This is a genomic window from Actinoalloteichus spitiensis RMV-1378 (genome assembly GCF_000239155.1).
Lineage (GTDB): Bacteria > Actinomycetota > Actinomycetes > Mycobacteriales > Pseudonocardiaceae > Actinoalloteichus_B > Actinoalloteichus_B spitiensis.
The window spans coordinates 1-18386 of sequence record NZ_AGVX02000331.1 but is presented as its reverse complement, the minus strand read 5'-3'; the positions used below and the strand labels follow the sequence as shown (position 1 = coordinate 18386).

The following is an 18386-nucleotide window of genomic DNA, read 5'->3' as shown; positions in this document are numbered from 1 at the left end:
GGCTTCGACGGTTTCGGCTCGGGCGGCTTCGACTTCAGCGACATGTTCGGCAACCGGGGCGGGGCGTCCGGGGCGGAGAGCCTCGGCGACCTCTTCGGTGGCCTGTTCGGCCGCCGTCGCGGTGGCGGCGGGAACCGCGCGCAGCGCGGAGCCGACGTGGAGACCGAGATCAGCATCGACTTCACCGAGGCGGTGCGGGGTGCCACGGTGCCGCTGCGGCTGTCCAGTCCGGCGTCCTGCCAGACCTGCGGCGGGTCGGGGGCGAAGGTGGGCACGAGTCCCCGCGCCTGTCCGAACTGCGGCGGGTCCGGGCTGGTCAACCGCAGCCAGGGCGCGTTCGCGTTCAGCGAGCCCTGCCGGGACTGCCGGGGATCGGGCAAGCTGATCGACCAGCCCTGCCCGGACTGCGCCGGCGAGGGCGTCACCACCCAGACGCGGACCCTGACCGTCCGCATCCCGCCCGGGGTGTCCCACGGCCAGCGCATCCGGCTGGCCGGGCGGGGCGAGCCGGGCCGCAACAACGGTCCCACCGGCGATCTGTTCGTGCTCGTGCACGTCACCCCCCACCCGGTGTTCGGGCGGGACGGCGACAACCTGACGGTGACCGTTCCGGTGACGTTCCCCGAGCTGACGCTGGGAACGACCTTGACCGTGCCCACCCTGGACGGAAGGGTGTCACTCAAGGTGGCACCCGGCACCGCCAGCGGCCGGACCCTCCGGGTCCGGGGCAAGGGCATCGAACGACGGGACGGACGGGTCGGCGACCTGCTGGTCACCCTGCGGGTGAGCGTTCCCAGCAAGCTCGACGACGCGGCCAGAGCGGCCCTGGAGGCCTACGCCGAGGCCACCGCTGACCACGATCCGCGCGCGGAGATCCTGCGGCGCGCGGAGGACGGGAGGTAGGCATGACCGCGGGTTTCCCGTTCCCTGCCGGCGCCGACGAGGACACCCCGATGTTCGTCATCTCGGTGGCCGCCCAGCTCTCCGGCCTGCACGCGCAGACGCTGCGCACCTACGACCGGATGGGCCTGGTCTCTCCCGGCCGGGCCAACGGCGGCGGTAGGCGCTACTCGCCGAGGGACATCGGCCTGCTCCGGGAGGTGCAGCGGCTGTCCCAGGACGAGGGCGTCAACCTGGCCGGGATCAAGCGGATCATCGAGTTGGAGAACGAGCTGGAGGCGCTGCGGGCTCGGGTCGCGGAGCTGTCCGAGCAGGTCGCGGCGGCCAACGTCGCGGCCGAGCAGGCGGCGGCGGCCGTGCACGCCTCCTACCGCAGGGAGCTCGTCCCGCTGCCGGGACGACGGGAGACCGCGCTGGTGGTCTGGAAGCCGAAACCCCGCCGCTGAGCGCGAGCGGCACCGCCAGCCACGAGGGGCGGCGTCCGGTGCGGTACCGGGCGCCGCCCCTCGTCATGCCGCGACCGGCCCCCCATGACGACGCTCTCGCGTGACGCCCCGGCCCCGCCTCGGCACCGGGCACGCGGAACACCACGGCTCGTCCGTCCCGGGCCGGGCCGCGCTGGCCGTCCGGCCCCCCGGGAACGGCCCTCTCCCGCTGCCGTCAGCCCCGGCCCGCTGTCCGGGACGGCGGGGAAGGTGCTCCCGGGCGGGCGGTGAGGCGCCGCCCCGCCGGTCAGGCGTCACGGCCCGCTGGTCGGCCACCCGGTCATCGCCAGCTCGGCGACCCGGCGCAGGGTCTCCGTCCCGGCGCCGTCCCGGGCCTGGGCCGACATTCCCTGCACCACGGCTGCCACGTAGGTCCCCAACGCGGATGTGTCGGTGTCCGGCGGCAGGACACCCGCCGCGACATCGAGGTCGATCTTGGCGACCAGTCTCGCCCTGGCCTGTTCCCGCGTCTCCTGGAGCGCGCGACGGACGTCCTCGGACTCGGGTCCGCAGGTCGCGGCGGCGGTGATGAGGAGGCAGCCGGCGGGGTGCGTGTCATCGGTGTACTCGACGGCGCACTCGTGGAGCAGGCGCCGGACGGCGGAGTACGCCGTCGGTTCCTCCTCCAGTGCCCGCGCGGCGAAGGCCCCGTGCGTCCGCTGGTAGTGGCGCACCACCTCGTCGAAAAGGCCCCGTTTGTCCCCGAACGCCCAGTACAGGCTCGGCGGTTTGATTCCCAGCACCTGGGTCAGCCGGGACACGGACGTCGCCTCGTAGCCGTGCTGCCAGAACTCCCGCATCGCCTGCTCGACCGCATGGTCGCGGTCCAGGGTGCGGCGTCTGCCCGTACTTCCCACCCCCGCATCCTATAGCGATCGCTAATGAACGTGCTACGTTGCCCCTATAGCGATCACTAAACTAAGAGGAGCGGACAGCATGGAGCAGCGAACCTCGACCCGAACAGCCCTGGTCACGGGAGCGGGGCGTGGCATCGGCCGGGCGATCGCCGAACGGCTCGCCGCCGACGGACTGCTCGTCGCGGTGCACTACGGCCGCAGCGAACACGCGGCGGCTGAGGTCGTGGCCGGCATCCGCGCACGCGGCGGACACGCCTTCGCCCTTGGTGCGGAGTTCGGGGTCGACGGCGACGTGGACGCGCTCCACGCGGGTCTGGACTCGGGGTTGCGGGAGCACGCCGGCGAGGTCGCCCTGGACGTGCTGGTCAACAACGCGGCCATTCCGCACTCCGCCGGCCCTATCGAGCGGGAGACCCCGGAGACCTTCGACCCGGTGTTCGCCGTCAACGTGCGCACGCCGTTCTTCCTCATCCAGCGCGCGCTGCCGATCCTCCGCGACGGTGGCCGCATCATCACCATCTCCTCCGGAGTCACCCGGATCGCCCTGCCGGAGATGATCGGCTACGCGATGAGCAAGGGCGCGATGGACACCATGACCATGACCCTCGCCAAACAACTGGGGGCCCATGGCATCACCGTGAACAGCGTGGCGCCCGGCTACGTGGACACCGACGCCAACGCGTCCTGGCTGCGGGGGAACCCGGAGGCCGAACGCAGGGCGGCCGGGGAGGCAGCCCTGGGCAGGGTGGGGCAACCGTCGGACATCGCGGACGTGGTCGCCTTCCTCGCCTCCGAGGACGGGCGGTGGGTGACCGGCCACCTGGTGGACGCCACCGGCGGCGCCCGGCTCTGACCGGGACGACGCCCGGGGCACCCCGGGAGAACGGCACGATGCCACCGCGCGGGCCGGCCGCACCGGCCCGAGGCCGACCGATCCGCCCACCAGCGGCTCGGGCACGGGACCGGAACGAACGAACGGCCGGGGAGTTGGTCCCCGGCCGTTCGTCGACTCCGTCGTGTGCTCCGCGTGCTCCGACTCGGCGCTCAGCCGCCGGTGCTCGCGGCGCTGCTGCCGGCGTCACCGCCGCCCGACCCGACGCACTCGATCTTCGGTTGCGGCCGGTAGTGGACGGTGCGCGGTTCCCGGCGGACCTCCTGGCCGCTCAGATCCCGGATGATCCGGGTGTCGGTGACCGAGAAGCCCCGACCGCCCGCGCTCGGGCTGCACTCCGGGTCGCTGACCTCCACCGTCTCGGGGTCCTTGTGGTCGAAGGGCTGCCCGGTGTCCGACTCGACCTGGTACTGCTTGGTGCCCCAGATCCGGACCGTGATGTCGCTGGGCGTCCAGATGGTCTGGATCGCCACGCCGTGGTCGAGGTTGTTGCGGAACGACACGTCGATCACGCTGCTGCCGTCGGGGTTCTGGAAGACCGTCGCCTCCCGGCCCATCGGGTACCGGCTGATGTAGTAGCTGTGCTCCTGGTGGCGGACGTCCTCCAGGCCGGCGAAGTAGTAGGCGTTGTACAGGGTGGTGGCGAACTGCGAAATGCCCCCGCCGACCGCCCGGCCGGGCTTGCCCTGCTCGATGATGCCGGCGTCGACGTAGCCCTGGGCGGCCTGCCTCGGGCCGGTGTGCCCGTTGAGGCTGAAGGTGTCACCCGGCTTGACGATCGCGCCGTTCACCTGCTCGGCGGCCCGTTTGATGTTCTGCCCGGAGTCGGGGGCGAACCCGCCCGTGGTGAACTCGCCGATGACCTCCTTGATGCCGAGGTTCTCGGCGTCCTCGGTGGTGACCTCGGCGGGTTCGTCCTCGTAGTGGGCGGCCAGCCGCCGGTCGTCGGCCCGGAGGAGGGTCTCCTCCAGCGGTTCCAGGGTGGTCTCCCAGTTGATCGCCCGGCCGTCGACCGACGGCTTCACCGAAGGGGACCCGCCGCTGAAGACGATCTCCGCGTCCTGGCCCTTCTCCTCGGTGTCCTTCAGCTGCTCGGAGAGGTTCTCGGTGAGCGCCTCCCGGTCGATCTCGTGGTCGAGGCCGCCGTTCGCCCCGGGCCGGAAGCTCAGCAGCTCACCGATGGTCGCGGGTTCCACGACCGCGTTGGCTCCCTCACCGGTGACCGTCAGCGGCCCGGACACGGCCGGCCGGGCCACCTCCTCCAAGGCGCGCTGGACGCCCTCCTCGGTGGTCTCGACCTTCTCCACCTCGACGGGCAGCGTGACGGAGTGGCCGTTGGCCCAGTCCCGCATGAGCACGTCGACGGCGCCGTCCACGTCCAGCCGCTGACCGGCGACGGGGTTCACGGGCACGGCCTCGGACCCCTCGAACCGGATGTCGCCCTCCTTGGCCTCCCGGTCGAACTCGGGGGCGAGGTCGGAGACGGCGCTGGCGAGCTGGTCGCGGTCCGCCTGCGGCACGGGGGCGATCTCGGTGGTCGAGAAGAAGGAGGTCAGCCGGGTGATCGGGTTGAGCGGCTGGTCACCGACCAGTTGCATCGTCTCCGACCAGTTCATGCTCAGCCCGGCGTTGTCCGGTTCGATGGCGGCGGTGACGTCCCCGCCGGTGACCTCGATCGGCTGGCCGAGGCGGGGGCCGATCTCGTCGCGCAGTCGCTCCTCGGCGGCCACCCGGTCCATGCCGCCGATGTCGACTCCAGCGACCTCGACGCCACGCGGCACCTTCCCGGAGCTCATGGCCATGTCCACGCCGTAGAGGACGGCGAGGCCCGCGATGGTGGCCGCGACGGCGATGGCCGCCTTGACCAGCGTCCTCCGCTTGCCGGGCCCGCCGGAGCGGCCGTCCGCGCCGCCGGGCGGCCCGGGAGGCTGCTGGGGTGGTGGGGCGCCGGGCCCGCCGGCCGCCGGGGCACCCCCCGGGTGCCCTCCGGCGACCGCCTGGTCGCCCTGGGGCGTGCCCTGGCCGGTTAAACCGGCTGCCGGGGCGAAGGGTTCGGTGGCCGCGGTGGGCGGACCACCGGGGTGCTGGGCCGCCGGGATCACCGGGATGATCTCGGTTGGCTGGTCGAGGTCGGTGGTGACGGGCTCCCCGGCCCCGGTGCCCCGGGGTGGCGTGCCCGGCATCACGGCCGTGGTGCGCTCGGCGGGGTCGGATCGGGTGACGTCGACGGGACGCTGCACGGTGGTGGCGTCCGGATGGGCGCCCGCCGGCGCGGCCGGAGCCGGCATCGTCTCGGTCCGCGACTCGGAGTCCTGCTCGGGCCGGGGGCGCGGTTCGGTGTCGCCCTCGCCGTCCAGTCGCCCGCCGATGGGAGCGCTGACCGTGGTGGCGTCGCCGTCGAGGCGCGCGGTGACCGGCTCCCGCGCCGGGGTCCGCCCGGAGCCGGGCGCGTCGAGCCTCGCGGTCTGGTCCTGGCTGGGGGCGGGGGCCGTCTCGGAGGAGGTGGGGGCCGCTGGCTCGCCGCCCTGCCAGACCCCGGGGCTGACCGGCCGGACGAACACGGTGGTGCCCTCGGCGGGTTCCGGGTTCGAGGGGGTCGCGGCGAAGAAGAGGTTGGACTGCCCGGTCGGCGCGGTGTCCCGGGGTGCTCCTGCTCCCTGGTGTCCACCAGTCGCCGACTGGCCGTGGTCGCGCCGGCCACCGGTCTCCTCCGGGCGGAGCGCCGACCCGTGGGCCGGCTCCCCGCCTGGCGGTGTGCCGGGGCCGTTCGGCGTGGACGGCTGGTCGCCGGATGACTGGTCGAAGAGCGAGCCACTCATGGACGGCACGATCTTCGTCGTCTCGTCCGGCCGCTGCTGACCGTGGGGCATGTCCCTGTCCCTGTCTGGCACCGTCTCCCCTTCGCCATCGAACGTGTGGGGCCTTGTGGCGGTCTGATCTACCTGCTCGCCATCACGTTCGGGTCACGGGTCACAAGTACAGACCGGTTCCGTGCTCGGTCTGTTCGCTCGCGACAGCATGTAGATCGCGTTCACGCATGACGAGGTACGACTGGCCCTGGACTTCGACCTCGAACTGTTCGTCGGGATTGAAGAGCACCTTGTCCCCGACCTTGACGGTCCGGACGTTGCTCCCCACTCCGAAGACCTCACCCCAGGCCAACCGCTTGGCGACCTGCGCGGTGGCGGGGATCACGATACCGCCGCTGCTGCGCCGTTCACCGTCCTCCGGCGACGCCCGCACCATGACGCGGTCGTGCAGCATCTGGATTTCGAGCTTCGCTACGGACACTGGTAGAGCCTACTCGTGGTCCCGGGCGGCCCATCCAGTGGCCGACAGCCGACAACAACCATATCAGCGTTACTCCTCGGTGTGATTCTCTGTGGACTCGTCCAGGCCACCCATCACCAGGGGTAGCCGAGCGGTTCCGCCGCGCGTCACGCGCACCGGCACCCCCCAGTCCTGTCTGGTCAGCCGGCAGGCCGGGTGTTCGACGAGCTCGGAGTCCTCGCAGCTGGCCGCTTGGGCGACGACGTGCAGCACGCCCTCGTCGACGGTGTCGGAGAACACCAGGTCGCGGGTGAGGGACTGGTCGACGCCCGCGCCGGACACCAACAGCTCCGGCGGGGAGGACGTCACCTCCAGCCGGGTCGCCGGGCCGTACCGCTCGTCGAGCTTCTGGCCGGCGGGCGGCTCGAACACGACGACCAGCCTGACCTGACCGCTGCCGACCTCGGTGGCGGGGCGCCGCACCTGCTGGGCCTCCCCAGCGATGATGCGGGCGGTGACGCCGGGCGGCACGGGGCGTTCGACGCGGTGGGCCGCCGACAGCGCGACCACCAGTTCCCCGTCGAGCACGGTCGCGCCGGCCGGCTCCGCGAGGTCACCGACCAGGGTGGAGACCTCCTGGGAGGCCGGGTCGTACCGGCGCACCGCGCCGTTGTAGGTGTCGGACACGGCGACGCTGCCGTCCGGGAGCACGGCGACGCCCAACGGGTGTTGGAACAACGCCTCGCCGGCGGGCCCGTCGCGGTGCCCGAAGTCGAACAGCCCCGTTCCGACGGCGGTGCGCACCACGAAGTGCGGCTCGTCACCCCCGGCCGGGGCCGTCGCGCGTTCGAGCCACCGCAGCGCGGAGGTCTCGGAGTCGACCAGCCACAGGCGGTCGTCGGCGGCGGCCAGGGCGGAGGTCTGCGCGAAGAACGCCTCCCCTGCGGGCCCGTCGGCCAGGCCCTCGACGGTCGTGCCGGCGAAGCGCCGCACGGTGCCGCTCCTCGGGTCGTAGAGGCCCAGGGTGTGGTTGCCGGCCATCGCGACCACCACTCCACCGGCCGGCTCCCACCAGGCCACGTCCCACGGACTGGTGAGCGGGACCTCGGTGCCGGGGCCGGCGTCCGCGCCGTCCCGCCACTGCTCCCCGGTGCCGGCGAGCGTCCTGACCTCGCCCGTGTCCAGGTTCACCCCCCGCAGCAGGTGGTTGACGGTGTCGGCCACCACGACGTGCGCGCCCAGCGCCTCTGCGAGGTCGGGGGGCAGCAGGGTGCTGCCGCCGGGCTCGGAGAACGACGCCTCCGCCGCCGGACCGTCGTTCCTGCCCCGCTGGCCACTGCCGATCCGGCGGAGCACCGTCGTCCCGTCGGCGGCGAGTTCGACGAGGCTGTGGTGGGCGGTGTCGCTGACCAGCAGCGTCCCGCCGGGCAGCGCGGTGACCGCGCCGGGGAAACGCAGTTCGGTCGAGGCGGGTGGGGGCGGGGCGTAGGGGCCGGAGCCCCGGTGCAGGGTGCCCTTCTCCGCGTGCTCGGTGGCGAGCTCGGCCACCAGGTCGCGGAGGGTCTCGACGTGGCCCTCTCCGGCGGCGACGTGCACCACGTACCCCTCGGGGTCGATCAGCACCAGCGTCGGCCAGGCCTTGACCGCGTAGTTCTGCCAGGTCACCAGCTCGGGGTCGTCGAGGACCGGGTGCTCGACCGAGTAGCGCTCGACCGCGGCGGCGAGGGCGTCCGGGTCGGCCTCGTGGGTGAACTTGGGCGAGTGCACGCCGATCGTCACGAGGACGTCGGAGAACTCCTCCTCCAGGGGACGCAGCTCGTCGAGGACGTGCAGGCAGTTGACGCAGCAAAAGGTCCAGAAGTCCAACAGGACGACCTTGCCCCGCAGGTCCGCGAGGCGGACCGTCTCACCGCCCGTGTTCAACCAGCCGCGCCCGGTGAGCTCCGGGGCGCGGACCCTGGCCCGCCGCTGTACAGAAGTCACGTCGCGAGTAAACGCGACGCGCCGGCGGAATGTTCCGGCACCCGCGAGACGATCAGGTGCGCCCGTTCACGGTCGCCGGGTTCGGACGGGTGTCGGTCAGCCACGACCGGTTCAACCTGGAACTCCCGGCGGGCGACATCGCCGCCGCGGAACACCCGAGCACCCGAGCACCCGAGCACCCGGAGGATCGGCATGATCACAGCGGTTTCCCTGATCACCGGGAACGCGGGCAAGGCGGCGGAGTACGCCCACCTGCTGGGCGTTCCCGTCACGCCCGTGCGGGACGAGCTGGTGGAGATCCAGTCCCTGGACGTCGAGGAGGTGGTCCGCCACAAGGCCGCGCAGGCCTACCGGACCCGGCGGGCGCCGGTGCTCGTCGACGACACGGCTCTCACGTTCGACGCCCGGAACGGGCTGCCCGGCCCCCTCGTCGCGTGGTTCCTCCGGGCGCAGGGGGTCGAGGGCCTGGCGCGGATGGCCGCCGGTTGCTCCAACCGCGCCGCCACGGCCACCACCGCCATCGGCTACGCGGACGCCAGCGGCGTCCGGATCTTCACCGGGACGTTGCGGGGAAGCGTGGCCCACGCGCCCCGGGGCGGCAACGGGTTCGGCTACGACTCGATCTTCGTCCCCGACGGTGGCGACCGCACCTACGCCGAGATGGAGACGGCGGAGAAGCACCGGATCTCCCACCGCCGCCGCGCCGTGGACGCCCTGCGACGCGGTCTCGGCCTGGTCGCCCCACCCCGTGCCGGGTGAACACCGAGGGGGCTGCTCCGAGCACGGTGGGCTGGCCGCCGGGCGGGCGCCCGCCTGGCGGTCGTTCCCGAGGGGAACCCATCCCGTCCCGCACAGACATAGCAACAAACCAACGAGTGTTAGTTTGTTTTCGTGAGCGCTTCGGAGCGGAACTCGTGTGACCTGTTGTGCCTGGACCTCCCCCACGCGGAGCGGATCCGCCAGGCACTGCCGCCGGCCGGTGCGGCCGAGGTCGGAGCGGAGGCGGCGAAAGCCCTGGGGGACCCGACGCGGCTGACCGTCGCGGCGGCGCTCCGGTCCGGCGACGAGCTGTGCGTGTGCGACGTCGCGTGGGTGGTGGGGCAGGCCAGGAACCTGGTGTCACACCACCTCCGGCAGCTCAGGAACGCCGGGCTCGTCGCCGCCCGCCGGGACGGGCGCATGGTGATGTACCGGCTCACCGGGAGCGGCCGGCTGCTGGTCGCCACCGTCCTCGGCGCCGCCACCCCCGCCCTGTCTCCCGCCGGAACGTCCCCGGCCGGCCCCGCGGCGGGGCGGGAGCTCGACGGCGGAGCACCGGAGCGGGCTGAGGCCGGCCGGGGTGGCGACCGTGGCTGACGAGTGCTGCGCCCCCCGGGAGGAACACCCCGGGACCCGAGACCAGCCCGGCCCCCGGGACCACGCCGAACAGCGGGGACCGCGACGGTTGTGGCAGGTCCGCGAGCTCCACGTGGCGGCCGTGGCGGCCCTGCTGTTGGTGGCCGGGTGGCTGATCTCCACCTGGGGTGACGAGCGGGTCGGCGCGGTCGTCGAGCTGGCCGCCGCCGTCGTCGGCGCGGCCACGTTCGCTCCCCGGGCCGTGCGGGCGTTGCTGCGCGGCCGGATCGGCGTGGGAACGTTGATGACCATCGCGGCGGTGGGGGCGGTGGCTCTCGGCCAGTTCGCGGAGGCCGCGATGCTCGGCGTCCTCTTCTCCGTCGCCGAGGGCCTGGAACACCACGCGGTGCGCCGGACCAGGGACGGTCTCCGCGCGCTGTTGGACCTGGTGCCGCCGAACGTGACGGTCCTCCGGGACGGAGTCCAGGTGGCGGTGCCGCCCGAGCAGATCGCCGTGGGCGAGGTGATGCTGGTCCGACCGGGTGAGCGGGCGGCCACCGACGGCGTGGTGCGCTCCGGGCGCACCACGCTCGACCTGTCCGCGATCACGGGTGAGTCGATGCCCGTCGAGGCCGGCCCGGGCACCCCGGTCCACGCGGGCGCGATCAACGGGGGCGGCGCGGTCGAGGTGGAGGTCACCGCGCCCGCCTCCGATTCCTCACTGGCGCGGATCGTGCACATCGTCGAGGAGGCCCAGGACCGCAGGGGGCGGGGGCAGCGGCTGGCCGACCGCATCGCCCGACCGCTGGTCCCCGCGATCATGGTGTTGTCGGCCGTGGTCGGCGTCCTCGGCGCGTTGCTGGGCGACCCGTCGGTGTGGGTCGAGCGGGCGCTTGTCGTCCTCGTCGCCGCCTCCCCCTGCGCGCTCGCGATCTCCGTACCCCTGACCGTCGTCGCGTTCGTGGGCGCCGCGAGCCGGCACGGGGTGCTCGTCAAGGGTGGGGCCGCCCTGGAGGAGCTGGGCCGCGTCGACACCGTCGCGCTGGACAAGACGGGCACCCTCACCCGCAACGACCCGGCGGTGATCGCCGTCGTCACCCCGGAGAACGGCCGTCGCGAGGACGTCCTCGCGACGGCCGCCGCGCTGGAGGCCCGCAGCGAGCACCCGCTGGCCCGGGCCATCCTCCACGCGACCGACGCGGTCCCCGACGCCGAGGACGTCACCGCCGTGCCCGGCCACGGGCTACGGGGACGCCAGGCCGGGCGGCGGGTGCGGCTGGGCAAACCGGGCTGGGTGGATCCGGGGCCGCTGCGCCCCGAGGTCACCCGGCTCCAGTCGTCGGGCGCCACCGTGGTGGTCGTCGAGGTCGACGGCGCGGTGCTCGGCGCGATCGCCGTCCGCGACGAGCCGCGCCCGGAAGCGGCCGAGGTGGTGGACCTGCTGGGGCGCCTTGGTATCGAGACCGTGATGGTGACCGGCGACAACCGGGTGACGGCCCGGGCGCTCGCCGCCCGCACCGGGGTCGGCGAGGTGCACGCCGAGCTGCTGCCCGAGGACAAGGCGGACCTGGTGTCCCGGCGGGGTGGCACGGTGGCGATGGTCGGTGACGGGGTCAACGACGCGCCGGCGCTGGCCACCGCCGACGTGGGCATCGCGATGGGAGCGGTGGGCACCGACGTCGCCATCGAGACCGCCGACGTCGCGCTGATGGGCGAGGACCTGCGGCACCTCCCGCACGTCCTCCGCCACGCGCGGCGGGCCCGGCGCATCATGCTCAGCAACGTGGCGTTGTCGCTGGGGATCATCGCGGTGCTCATCCCGCTGGCCGTGTCGGGCGGGCTCGGGTTGGCCGGCGTGGTCTTCGTCCACGAGCTCGCCGAGGTCCTGGTCATCCTCAACGCCGTCCGCGCCGCCCGGATCACCCCCCTGCCGGCGGGGCGGGTCGGCGACTGAGCACGGAGGGAGACGGCCATCCCGCTCCGCCGCGCGGCGGCGTCCATCGAGGTCAGGGGATCACGGCCGCCCACCGCTACTCCGGTTGGCCGAGCGGGGACGGGACCTATGGGCCGTGTCCCCACCAGCGGCCGAACTGCGACAATCGCGCCGTGCCGACACCGCCAGCTCGCCGACTCCTCCGGGGGACGGCCGCCGCGTCGGTAGCCACCTTCCTCGCCCTGGTCTCGCACGTCGCGGCCGGCGGGACCCCGCCGGCCTGGGTGGGCGTCGCCGTGCCCTGGGCGGTGTCGGTGGTCGTGTGCGTGGCGCTGGCCGGCCGGTCGCTGTCGCTGGCGCGGCTGTCGTTCTCGGTGGCGGCCAGCCAGGTGCTGTTCCACCTGCTGTTCGTGGTGGGGGCCGACCCCCATGCGGCGCACCACCACCACGGGGCGACCGCGCTCCACGAGCACCACCACCAGCACCACCACGCGCCGGGCACATCGGTGGCCGTGATCGAGCCGCACCTGCACGGCGGGCCGGCGATGTGGCTGTGGCACGGGGTGGCGGCGGCGATCACGGTGGCGGCGCTGTACCGGGGCGAAGCCGCCCTGGTGGGGCTCCGCCGGCTCGCGGCGGCGTTCGCCGCCTGGCTGCGGCACCGGCTGCACGTCCTCGACCTCCGCCCACCGCACGCCCCCGGCGTGCGGTTACCGCGCGGGTTCGGGGACCGGGTGCTCCTCCCCCTCGGGTACTTCCCGTCGGCGTGCCGGCGGCGGGGGCCGCCCTTTTCCGGCGTGGTCTGACGTCTCCGTCCACCACCCCGCGTGGTGGTCCCCGCCCGCACCGAGCGCCGACGGCGTGCGGCGTCTCCTTCAGCCGTCGCTCGCGGCGTACCGGCCGAAGAAAGGTCCCCCGTCGTGTCCGTTGTCCTGTCACGTCCACGCGCGCTGCTCCTGGGCGCGTTCGTCGCGCTGTGCGCGCTGCTCCTACCGGCCACGCCGGCCTTCGCCCACGACCAGTTGCTGTCCAGCACCCCGGAAGCGGGGGAACGCCTCGACTCGCCCCCTTCCGAGGTGGTGATGGAGTTCTCCGGCAACGTCCTGGCCATCGGGGCCGCGGTCATCGTGGTCGACGAGGAGGGCCGGGACTGGGCGGCGGGTGAACCCGAACTGGACGGCACCCGGGTGACGGTGCCGCTGGAGGAGGGCATGACCGACGCCGGCTTCGAGGTCCGGTGGCGGGTGGTGTCCTCCGACGGCCACCCGGTGAGCGGGATCATCCCCTTCACCCTGGGCGACGGCGAACCGCTGGCCCAGGGCGACGGGTCGGCCGTGGAGGCCGAACCGGGAGAGGGCACGGGCGCGGGTGACGCGGAGGAGGGTCAGACCGACGAACAGGGCGGTGTGCCCCGCGCCGTCCTGGTCGGGGTGATCGGGGCGGCCGTGGCCACGGCCGCCTTCGCCCTGACGGTTTTCGTTCGCCGCCGCCGGGCCCGGCCCGGCGGGACCGGCTCCTCGGCCGACGCCGGGTGAGCCGGCAACATCGAAGGGAACACCCCTGATGAACAGTCGGAAGACCGCGTCCCTCGTCTCCCTCGCCGCCGCGACGTCCCTCGCGTTGACCGCCTGCGGCTCCACCGACGAGGAGGAGCCCGTGGAGGCGGCCCCCGCCGCCGACGTCGTCCGCATGGACGACGCGTGGGTGAAGGCCGCAGAGGAGGGCATGTCCGCCGCCTTCGGCGAACTGGCCAACAGCGGTGACGAGGACGTCACGGTGGTCAGTGTGACCACGCCGGCGTCCACGGTGCTCGAACTCCACGAGACGGTGGAGAACGAGGCCGGCGCGATGGTCATGCGGGAGGTCGAGGGCGGATTCGTCGTCCCGGCCAGCGGCTCGCTGTCCCTGGAGCCGGGCGGCGACCACATCATGTTGATGGACCTCACGGGCCCGCTGACCGCCGGTGAGGACGTCAGCTTCACCCTCACCTTCTCCGACGACTCCACCTACGAGTTCTCGGCGCCGGTGAAGGACTACTCGGGCGCCAACGAGTCCTACGAGGACGGCCACTCCGAGGGCGACGAGGAGATGGGCCACTGATGGCCGGCGACCGGAGCGCTGACTCCGGTCGCCGTGGCTCGACCCGGCGGCGGTTCCTCCTCGGGGGAGCCGTCGCCGGGATCGGCGCGGCCACGGCGATCGGCGCGGACCACGTGCTCAACCGGCGGCCGGCGGAGGGCGAGCCGGCCACGACCCTCAACGGGGAGGAGACGGTCCCCTTCCACGGCGTCCACCAGGCGGGGGTGGCGACGCCCGCGCAGGCGCACGCCGTCCTCGTCGCGCTGGACCTGCGCGACTCCACCGACGGGGACGCGTTGCGGCGGATGATGCGCATCCTCAGCGACGACGCCGCCCGCCTCACCCAGGGTGTGCCCGCGCTGGCCGACTCGGAACCGGAGCTGGCCGTCACCCCGGCGCGGCTGACCGTCACCTTCGGCTTCGGTCCCGGCCTGGTGGACCGGGCCGGGGGGAGCCGGCCGGAGTGGCTGCGGGCGTTGCCCGAGTTCGGGGTGGACCGGCTCCGCCCCGAGTTCAGCGACGGTGACCTGCTCCTCCAGGTCGCGGCGGACGACCCGATGACGGTGGCGCACGCGGTGCGGATGCTGCTGAAGGACGCCCGGGGTTTCGCCTCGGTCCGGTGGACCCAGCGCGGTTTCCACCACGCCCACGGGTCGGTGCGCCCGGGCACGACGATGCGGAACCTGTTCGGCCAGATCGACGGGACCACCAACCCCCAGCCCGGAACGGCGGAGTTCGACCGGCTCGTGTGGAACACCGAGGGCTGGTTGGCCGGGGGAACGGGCATGGTGGTGCGCCGCATCCACATGGACCTGGAGGGGTGGGACCGCCTCGACCGGCCGGGGCGGGAGCAGTCCGTCGGCAGGTACCTGTCGAACGGTGCGCCCCTGACGGGCACCGACGAGTTCGACGAACCCGATTTCGAGGCGACCACGCCCATCGGGTTCCCGGTGATCCCCGAGTTCTCCCACGTCCGCCGGGCCCGCAGCGACGATCCGAACGAGAAGATCTTCCGGCGGGCCTACAACTACGACGACCCGCCCTCCGGTTCGGAGATCTCCAACTCCGGGTTGCTGTTCGTCTCGTTCCAGGCCGACGTCGACCGGCAGTTCGTGCCGCTGCAACGCAGGTTGGACGAACTGGACCTGCTCAACGAGTGGACGGTGCCGATCGGCTCGGCCGTCTTCGCGATCCCCCCGGGGTGCGCCGAGGACGGCTACGTCGGCGACACCCTCCTGGGCTGAGGGGGCGGTATGAGCACGTCCCTCAGCTCCCCGCCCGCTCGGGGGCACCCCTCGACCGGCGGGCGCGGGCAGCGCGGGTGGTTCGGGCAGCTGCTGCGGCGGCTGCACTTCTACGCGGGTGTCCTCGTCGGGCCGTTCATCCTCGTCGCGGCGCTCAGCGGTGCCCTCTACGCGCTGACCCCGCAACTGGAGCAGGCGATCTACCAGCGGGAACTCCAGGTCCCGGTCAGCGAGGTCCAGCTCACGCTGGCCGAGCAGATCGAGATCGCCCAGGCCCACGTCGACGGCGAGGGCGCGACGCTCAGCGCGGTGCGTCCCGCCCCGGAACCCGGCGGCACGACGCGGGTGATGTTCGCGGAGGAGGGGTTGGGCCCGAGCGAGTCACGGGCCGTCTTCGTGGACCCCGGCACCGGCGAGGTCCGGGGTGACCTCACCGTGTACGGGACCAGCGGCGCGTTGCCGGTGCGCACCTGGATCAACAACCTGCACCGGGGGCTGCACCTCGGCGACGTCGGCCGCGTCTACAGCGAGCTGGCCGCCTCCTGGTTGGCGGTCGTCGTCCTCGCCGGGCTCGGCCTGTGGGTCGCCCGGGTCCGGCGGTCGCGGTCGAAGCGGGACTTCCTCGTCCCGAACGTCCGCCGGACGGGCCAACGGCGGTTGTTGTCCTGGCACGCCTCGCTCGGGGTGTGGGTGCTGCTCGGCGCGCTGTTCCTCTCGGCCACCGGGATCACCTGGTCCCAGTTCGGGGGGGCCAGCGTGTCGTCGATGCGCTCGGCGCTGGGCTGGGAGACCCCGACGCTCACCACCAGCCTGGACGGCGACCGCGACGACGCCGGGGAGCACGACCACCATCACCACCACGGCGTGGTCACCGCCCCCACGGGGGATGCCAACCCGGCGACCTTCGACGCCGTCCTGGCGATCGCCCAACGGGTGAACGTCAACACCGGGCTGGTGGAGATCCAGCCGCCGGCCGAGCCGGGCACGGCCTGGGTCGTGCAGGAGATCCAGCGCAGCTACCCGACCGAGGTCGACGCGGTGGCCATCGACGGCACGACGATGGAGGTGGTCGACCGGGTCGACTTCGACGACTACCCGCTGGCCGCGAAGCTGTCCCGGTGGGGCGTCGACCTCCACATGGGCACCCTGTTCGGGCTGCCGAACCAGGTCCTGCTCGTCGGCGTGGCCGGCGGGATCGCGGTGATGGTGGTCCTCGGGTACGCGATGTGGTGGAAGCGCCGACCGACCCGCGAGCCGGGTGCGTTCGGCGGCCGCCCGCCCGGCCGGGGCGGCTTCCGCCGGGCCCCGTGGTGGGGGGTCGCCGCCGTCCTCGCCGTCGCCGGCCTGGTCGGCTGGTGGCTGCCGCTGCTGGGGATCAGCCTCGCGGCGTTCCTCGCCCTGGACCTCGTCCTCGGCGCGGTGGCGCGCCGGCGGGAACGGGACCGGGCCGGCCACGCCGGTTGACCCGGCACGGGGTGTCCGTCGTCGGCCCCGCCACGCCGGCGGCGGGCACCCCACCGGCGGCCTCGACGGTGGGCGGGGCCGCCCCGGGCCGCCCCGCTGACGCCTCCGGCGTGCGCCGGTTCGACGCGTCGTCGCCCGCGGAGGGGACTCGCCGCGGAGGCGCCCTCGACCGGGGCGGGGGACGCCTAGGCTGCTGCCGTGACCAGCTCCGAACCGGCCGTGCCCCCGCTGACGATCGACCCGGACGACCTGTCCCGTCCCCAGGTGCGCGCGCTGGTCGCCGAACACCTCGCCGAGATGCGCGCCACCTCTCCGCCCGAGAGCGTGCACGCCCTCGACCACACCGGGCTGACGGCGCCGGACGTGTCGTTCTGGACGGTGTGGGCGGGCGACGCCCTGGTGGGCTGCGGTGGACTGCGGCGGCTGTCCCCGGTGTCGGGGGAGATCAAGGCGATGCGGACCCGGGCGGAGGCCAGGGGGCGCGGGGTGGCCGCGCACCTGCTCCGCTTCCTGCTCGCGGAGTGCCGCCGCCGGGGCTACCGGCAGGTGAGCCTGGAGACCGGCAGCGAGGAGTTCTTCGCGCCCGCCCGCCGCCTCTACGCGCGGCACGGGTTCGTGCCCTGCCCGCCGTTCGGGGACTACCGGGAGGACCCGAACAGCGTCTTCCTGACCCGGCGGCTGGACGTCGACGGGGCCGGGGACCGCTGACCCCGCCGACGCCGCGCCCTCATCCGGCGAGGGTGGGCAGCCAGCCCCCGATGCGGGCGACCGCCTCCCGCATGTCCTCGGTGGCGCCGGCCACCGACATGCGGATCCAGTGCCGCCCCTCGACGGGGTCGAAGTCGACGCCGGGGACCACGGCCGTTCCGGTGTCGGCCAGCAGCCGACGGCTGAACTCCATGCTGTCCCCGGTCAGGTGGGACACGTCGGCGTAGACGTAGAAGGCTCCCTCGGGAGGCGCGATGCCCCGGATGCCCAGGCCGGTCAACCCCGACACGAGCAGGTCGCGGTTCACCCGGTACCGCTCCACGTGCGCGTCGGCCTCGGCGTAGGACTCGGGGTCGAAGGCGGACAGCGCGGCGACCTGCGATATCGCGGGCGGGCAGACCGTGAAGTTCCCCGCGAGGGCGGACACGGCGTCGCGCAGCCCCTCCGGCACCAGGGCCCAGCCGAGCCGCCACCCCGTCATGGACCAGTACTTGGAGAAGGAGTGGATGACGACGGGGTCGCGGGAGAACTCCCAGGCCGAGGCGGTGGCGGCGCCGAAGCTGATGCCGTGGTAGATCTCGTCGGACACCAGCTGGACGTCGTGCTCGGCGCACCACTCGACGACGGCCCGCAGCTCCTCGCGGGGTAACACCGAGCCGGTGGGGTTCGCCGGGCTGGCCAGCACCAGGCCCCGCACCGGCCCCTCGACCTCGGACAGCATCTCCACGGTGGGTTGGAAACCGGTGTCGGCGCCGACGGGCAGCTCCACCACCTCGCAGCCCAGCGCCCGGAGGATGTTGCGGTAGGCCGGGTAGCCGGGACGGGTCAGCACCACCCGGTCGCCGGCCTCGAAGGCGGCGAGGAAGGTCAGCAGGAACGCGCCGGACGCCCCGGAGGTCACGGTGACGGCCTCGGCGGGCACGTCGACCCCGTACGTGGTGCCGTAGTGCCGGGCGATGCCCGCCCGGAGTTCGGCCATCCCCAGCTGCTCGGTGTAGCCGAGCGTGCTGCGTTCCAGCGCCGCCGCCGCCGCGCGGCGGACCGGGGCCGGGGCGGGCGTGGACGGCTGCCCGGCGGCGAGGGAGATCACGTCACCGCGTTCCCGCTGGCGGCGGGCCGCCGCGTCGAGCACGGTCATCACGTAGAACGGCGGCACCTGGGCCCGGCTGGCCGCGGTGGCCAGACTGCGCTGGGAGGACATGCCCCGAGCCTAGGAGACGTCACCTGGTCGCCGGC

The 18386-nt window shown here is 73.7% G+C and carries 17 protein-coding genes; 12 read left to right on the top strand and 5 right to left on the bottom strand.

Annotated elements, in window-relative coordinates; genetic code table 11:
• Both ACTIDRAF_RS0215045 and ACTIDRAF_RS0215040 read left to right on the top strand, forming a co-directional pair.
• Positions 1-903, top strand: a 903-nt coding sequence (locus ACTIDRAF_RS0215045) for a DnaJ C-terminal domain-containing protein (protein WP_016699558.1), incomplete at its 5' end; no start/stop codon positions are given.
• A 2-nt stretch (positions 904-905) separates the two neighbouring features.
• Positions 906-1346 carry a heat shock protein transcriptional repressor HspR gene (locus ACTIDRAF_RS0215040; protein ID WP_016699557.1) on the top strand — a complete coding sequence of 147 codons (441 nt, stop codon included), beginning with the start codon at positions 906-908 and terminating at the stop codon, positions 1344-1346.
• A 293-nt stretch (positions 1347-1639) separates the two neighbouring features.
• Here the strand turns inward: ACTIDRAF_RS0215040 and ACTIDRAF_RS35330 are convergent, their stop codons facing one another.
• The gene (locus ACTIDRAF_RS35330; protein ID WP_039787500.1) at positions 1640-2242 is read right to left on the bottom strand and encodes a TetR/AcrR family transcriptional regulator; all 603 of its coding nucleotides are present in this window, start codon (positions 2240-2242) and stop codon (positions 1640-1642) included.
• Between the two features lie 79 nt (positions 2243-2321).
• On the opposite strand from ACTIDRAF_RS35330, the gene ACTIDRAF_RS0215030 reads away from it, so the two are divergent.
• The gene (locus ACTIDRAF_RS0215030) at positions 2322-3095 is read left to right on the top strand and encodes an SDR family oxidoreductase (RefSeq protein ID WP_016699555.1); all 774 of its coding nucleotides are present in this window, start codon (positions 2322-2324) and stop codon (positions 3093-3095) included.
• Positions 3096-3286: 191 nt separating this feature from the next.
• Here ACTIDRAF_RS0215030 and ACTIDRAF_RS29035 read toward each other — a convergent pair whose 3' ends face one another.
• The 3 genes from ACTIDRAF_RS29035 to ACTIDRAF_RS0215015 all read right to left on the bottom strand — a co-directional run bounded on the left by ACTIDRAF_RS29035 (position 3287) and on the right by ACTIDRAF_RS0215015 (position 8387).
• Positions 3287-6025, bottom strand: a complete 2739-nt coding sequence (locus tag ACTIDRAF_RS29035) for a VanW family protein (protein ID WP_157163046.1) — start codon at positions 6023-6025, stop codon at positions 3287-3289.
• Between the two features lie 79 nt (positions 6026-6104).
• Positions 6105-6425, bottom strand: a complete 321-nt coding sequence (locus tag ACTIDRAF_RS0215020) for a GroES family chaperonin (protein ID WP_026066133.1) — start codon at positions 6423-6425, stop codon at positions 6105-6107.
• Between the two features lie 69 nt (positions 6426-6494).
• Entirely contained in the window at positions 6495-8387 is a 1893-nt protein-coding gene (locus tag ACTIDRAF_RS0215015; RefSeq protein ID WP_026066132.1) for an NHL domain-containing thioredoxin family protein, read from the bottom strand.
• A 192-nt stretch (positions 8388-8579) separates the two neighbouring features.
• Between ACTIDRAF_RS0215015 and ACTIDRAF_RS0215005 the strand changes: the two genes are divergently transcribed.
• The 9 genes from ACTIDRAF_RS0215005 (at position 8580) to ACTIDRAF_RS0214965 (ending at position 17150) form a co-directional block, all read left to right on the top strand.
• Positions 8580-9146 carry a non-canonical purine NTP pyrophosphatase gene (locus ACTIDRAF_RS0215005; protein WP_016699550.1) on the top strand — a complete coding sequence of 189 codons (567 nt, stop codon included), beginning with the start codon at positions 8580-8582 and terminating at the stop codon, positions 9144-9146.
• Positions 9147-9278: 132 nt separating this feature from the next.
• Positions 9279-9743 (top strand): ArsR/SmtB family transcription factor, encoded by a 465-nt coding sequence (locus tag ACTIDRAF_RS0215000; RefSeq protein ID WP_016699549.1) that lies wholly within the window; start codon positions 9279-9281, stop codon positions 9741-9743.
• Entirely contained in the window at positions 9736-11676 is a 1941-nt protein-coding gene (locus ACTIDRAF_RS0214995) for a heavy metal translocating P-type ATPase (RefSeq protein WP_052168842.1), read from the top strand. Before ACTIDRAF_RS0215000 ends, ACTIDRAF_RS0214995 begins: the two co-directional genes overlap by 8 nt.
• A gap of 152 nt (positions 11677-11828) precedes the next feature.
• Positions 11829-12461, top strand: coding sequence for a hypothetical protein (locus ACTIDRAF_RS29030; protein ID WP_026066131.1), 633 nt, complete (start codon positions 11829-11831; stop codon positions 12459-12461).
• Positions 12462-12575: 114 nt separating this feature from the next.
• Positions 12576-13190: a copper resistance CopC family protein gene (locus tag ACTIDRAF_RS0214985; RefSeq protein WP_016699547.1), complete on the top strand. Its 615-nt coding sequence runs from the start codon at positions 12576-12578 to the stop codon at positions 13188-13190.
• Between the two features lie 28 nt (positions 13191-13218).
• Positions 13219-13755, top strand: a complete 537-nt coding sequence (locus tag ACTIDRAF_RS0214980) for a copper chaperone PCu(A)C (protein WP_016699546.1) — start codon at positions 13219-13221, stop codon at positions 13753-13755.
• Positions 13755-14978: a Dyp-type peroxidase gene (locus tag ACTIDRAF_RS0214975; RefSeq protein WP_016699545.1), complete on the top strand. Its 1224-nt coding sequence runs from the start codon at positions 13755-13757 to the stop codon at positions 14976-14978. The genes ACTIDRAF_RS0214980 and ACTIDRAF_RS0214975 overlap by 1 nt, the downstream gene beginning before the upstream one ends.
• A gap of 9 nt (positions 14979-14987) precedes the next feature.
• A complete protein-coding gene (locus tag ACTIDRAF_RS0214970) occupies positions 14988-16442 on the top strand; it encodes a PepSY-associated TM helix domain-containing protein (RefSeq protein WP_016699544.1) in 1455 nt (484 codons plus the stop codon).
• A gap of 198 nt (positions 16443-16640) precedes the next feature.
• Positions 16641-17150 carry a GNAT family N-acetyltransferase gene (locus ACTIDRAF_RS0214965; RefSeq protein WP_016699543.1) on the top strand — a complete coding sequence of 170 codons (510 nt, stop codon included), beginning with the start codon at positions 16641-16643 and terminating at the stop codon, positions 17148-17150.
• A 19-nt stretch (positions 17151-17169) separates the two neighbouring features.
• Here ACTIDRAF_RS0214965 and ACTIDRAF_RS0214960 read toward each other — a convergent pair whose 3' ends face one another.
• Positions 17170-18351 (bottom strand): pyridoxal phosphate-dependent aminotransferase, encoded by a 1182-nt coding sequence (locus ACTIDRAF_RS0214960; RefSeq protein WP_016699542.1) that lies wholly within the window; start codon positions 18349-18351, stop codon positions 17170-17172.
• Between the last annotated feature and the right edge of the window lie 35 nt (positions 18352-18386).